Genomic DNA, 3,481 nt, shown 5'->3' with positions numbered 1-3,481 from the left:
CTTTTTGACGGTTAACTTTCTTTAACTTATTTTCAAGCTTTCCAAAGAAGGCCTCAAGGTTTGGAACCCCTGGGATAGTGCTTTTTCTTGGATTCTGAAAGAGTTTAATCTGTGCAAGAATATCTCTTGGTGAGTTATTATAAGGAGTTGCAGAGACCAGAATTACTCTTTTTCCGCGAGAGATTTCTGCAATGTCTTCATAACTAATAGTGGTTTCTGTCCTGAAGCGGTGTGCCTCATCTATAATAATGTTTTTATATTTTCTCTGCTCTATTAATTCTTTTGCCTCATCAAGCTTACCAATAGAGACAAATTCAGCTGGTATATGAAAATCAGCAAAGACATTGAGCCAGGAGCCCGGGTTACTTCTATTAAGGAGTGTTGGAGGAGCAATGACCAGTGTTCTGCCATCTATCTGACCAGCCAGCATGGCAGTCATATAGGTTTTTCCAAGGCCAACCACATCGGAAATAAAAACACCGCCGTATTCTTCCAATATTTTCTTTGCATTTAAAACCGCTTGCTTTTGATATTCAAATCTTTTAAAGTTTTCGGGTAGATATTTTATGAATACTTCGTCAGTTCTGTTCAATTCATCTTTAAAATATTCATATAGAAATTTTAGATAAAGTTCGTAAGGAGTGATATTTTCGTTTAACCATGTATTTTCTTTTATTGTCTGAACATATTTTTCAGTGACATCAACAGCAACATTCCATAGTTCTTCAAATTTCTTTTTTGCAAAATCATAATCAGAAGCGTTTTTAAGCTCTACATTAAACTCGAGGTTATCTTCAAATCCAGCTTTTGTAAAATTGCTTGAGCCAGTTATTACCCTGCCTTTGTCTCTATCTTTTTCATTAAAAGTCATAATATACAATTTTGCATGGAGATTCTGTGATGGATAAGCTCTTACTTCAATTTTTCCAGTATTTATCCATTCAATAAACTTTTGAACTCCCTCTTCAACATAAAGACTGTCTTCTGATTCATCTAATTCACTTTTCACGAGATTTTCAATCATTTGTTTTGTTTCTTTATGTGAGACTGCAGTTTTTATTAAATTGTAAGTTTCACTTGATGTGCCAATGCCTATTAGAATTCTTATTTTCTCAGTTTCATTGAGTGATTTATACAATGCATAAAAACCGCTTGTATAAAAGTAACCCACAAGACAGTCAAAATATTTTGCATCTTTTATCAGTACTTTAAAGCGATCAAGTAAACTTTGCCCATTTTCGTTTGTAATAAATGTAAGGTCGCTTAAAGATTGCATAAAACCTCTGTTTTTTGTTAATTAAAACACACAAATGGCAAAATGTAAAGAAAAATTTGATTTGCATAGTATAAATTTGCGGTAAAAATTAAAAACATCTTGACAGTGAACTATTGTTCACTATAATACATTGTATGGAGTTTGATTACTTGCTACAAAAGCGCTATGGACAGATTGTAGAGTTTTATAGGTTAAATAATAGGATGCCTACCTACAAAGAAATGAGCTTGTTATTTAATGTTAAATCAAAAAATGCAGTTTTTAAAACTATAGCAAAATTAGAACACTTAGGTCTTGTTAAAAAAGAAGAGCGCCATATTACGCTAAAGCCTATTAGTATAAAACTGCTTGGAAACATAGAAGCAGGTTTTCCAAGCCCGGCAGAAGAAGAGCTTTTAGATACTATATCTATAGACAGATTGCTTGTGAAAAACCCAAATACTTCTTTCTTGCTCAAAGTTAGCGGAGATTCAATGATTGAGGCAGGCATTATGCCAGGAGACTTTGTAATTGTGGATAGATCCGTTGAGCCCAAAGAAGGCGATATAGTAATTGCATGTGTTGACAATAACTGGACTATGAAGTATTTATCAAAAGAAAATGGCTCATATATCCTGATTGCCGCAAACAAAAATTACAAGCCCATAAAGCCAAAAAGTGAGCTTACTATAGCAGGGGTGGTGGTGGGTGTTGCAAGAAAATATAGGTAAAGTAATCTGCACTCACTCATGGAGCAGCGCTATAGCCCACATAGATGCAGATGCATTTTTTGTTGCCTGCGAGCAAGCCTTAAATCCATCGCTTAAAGGCAAGTGTGTAGCAGTTGGCAAAGAGCGGGGAATTATTACTGCTTTAAGCTATGAAGCAAAGCAAAAGGGTATAAAAAGGGGAATGAGGCTAAATCAGGCAAAAAATATCTGCAGGGATTTAATCGTGATTGAATCTCACTATGAAACTTATAGTTTGTTTTCTGTCAGGATGTTTGAAATACTAAAGCGCTTTTCCCCGCTTATAGAAGAATATTCAATAGATGAAGCCTTTGTTGACTTAACAGGATTAAGGAGGCTGCATTCAAAAACATATAAAGAAATTGCGCTAAGTATTCAAAGCACCATAAAGCAAGAGCTAAATATAAGTGTATCGATTGGCGTTAGCCTTACAAAGACACTCGCAAAGCTAGCCTCAAAGCTCAAAAAACCATACGGTATAACTCTAATCCCAGGAAACCAGATACATCTTTTTCTAAAAGATACCCCCATAGAAGATGTTTGGGGTATAGGACCAAATACGGCAAGCCTTCTAAAAAAACTAAATATACATACAGCTTTAGAGTTTGTAGAAAAGGACGAAAACTTTTTAAAAAAATATCTCTCAAAGCCCTACATTCAAACCTACAATGAGTTAAAAGGCATACAAAGCATAGAGTTTGCCCCAAAGCTTCCAAATAAATCCATAAGCAAAGCCCAAAGTTTTGTGCCTTCAAACAAAGAAAGCTTTATTTTTTCAGAGCTTGTAAAAAACTTAGAACTTGCTTGTGCAAAATTAAGAAGGCATGGGCTTTTTGCCAAAAAACTCACCGTGTTTTTAAAGACGAGCGACTTTCAGGTATCTTTTATAAAAATTGCTTTATCCATCCCTACAAATCTTCCTATAATGCTTACCAATACCTTAAAAGAAGCATTTAATAAGATATACACACGGGGTTTATTTTACAGGCAAACAGGTATAGTATTATCTGACCTCACAGAAAAAACCCATCAGGATCTTTTTGAAGACACAGTAAAAATTGAAAAAATAGAGCGCATCTATAAAGCTTTGGATAAAATAAACTCTCGCTTTGGTAACAATACAGTGTGTCTTGCTTCAAGTCTGGCTTCAAAACAAAACAAAAAACAGCACCTAAATTTACCATTTGTGGATATAAAAGTATAAAAAGTTTATAAATAGTTTTTTGTTATTTTAAAGCGTATTTTGTGTCATTCTGAAGCGTAAGCGAAGAATCTACTCACTTTTTTTAATGTTTATGAGATCCTTCGGGCTTTACGCGCCTTCAGGATGACGAAAAAATTATAACTTCCATTCAAAATAGGAAAGACAAGCAAGCTTTATATTGCTAACAAAGCCAATAACTAGCTTTGCGCAAAAACGCCCGTAATTCCCTTCAAAACGGGAAAGAATGCAACGGCTATGAGCCAGTGGGACAAT

2 protein-coding genes and 1 pseudogene are annotated in these 3,481 nt (G+C 34.6%); 2 read left to right on the top strand and 1 reads right to left on the bottom strand.

The genetic code is table 11. The annotated features are described in order from the left end of the window. Positions 1 to 1,276: pseudogene (locus Q0C22_RS07915) on the bottom strand (phospholipase D-like domain-containing protein); the annotation flags it as partial. A gap of 134 nt (positions 1,277 to 1,410) precedes the next feature. Here Q0C22_RS07915 and lexA point away from each other — a divergent pair. Next, a complete protein-coding gene (lexA, locus tag Q0C22_RS07910; RefSeq protein ID WP_291493523.1) occupies positions 1,411 to 1,986 on the top strand; it encodes a transcriptional repressor LexA in 576 nt (191 codons plus the stop codon). Next, a complete protein-coding gene (locus tag Q0C22_RS07905) occupies positions 1,964 to 3,208 on the top strand; it encodes a DNA polymerase IV (protein ID WP_291493520.1) in 1,245 nt (414 codons plus the stop codon). The genes lexA and Q0C22_RS07905 overlap by 23 nt, the downstream gene beginning before the upstream one ends. Positions 3,209 to 3,481 lie beyond the last annotated feature (273 nt).

Source organism: Desulfurella sp. (assembly GCF_023256235.1).
Lineage (GTDB): Bacteria > Campylobacterota_A > Desulfurellia > Desulfurellales > Desulfurellaceae > Desulfurella.
This window is presented reverse-complemented; position numbering and strand designations above follow the sequence as displayed.

Coding starts and splice junctions, on each gene's coding strand:
- lexA (WP_291493523.1), top strand. CDS start 1,411: ATGGAGTTTGATTACTTGCTACAAAAGCGCTATGGACAGATTGTAGAG.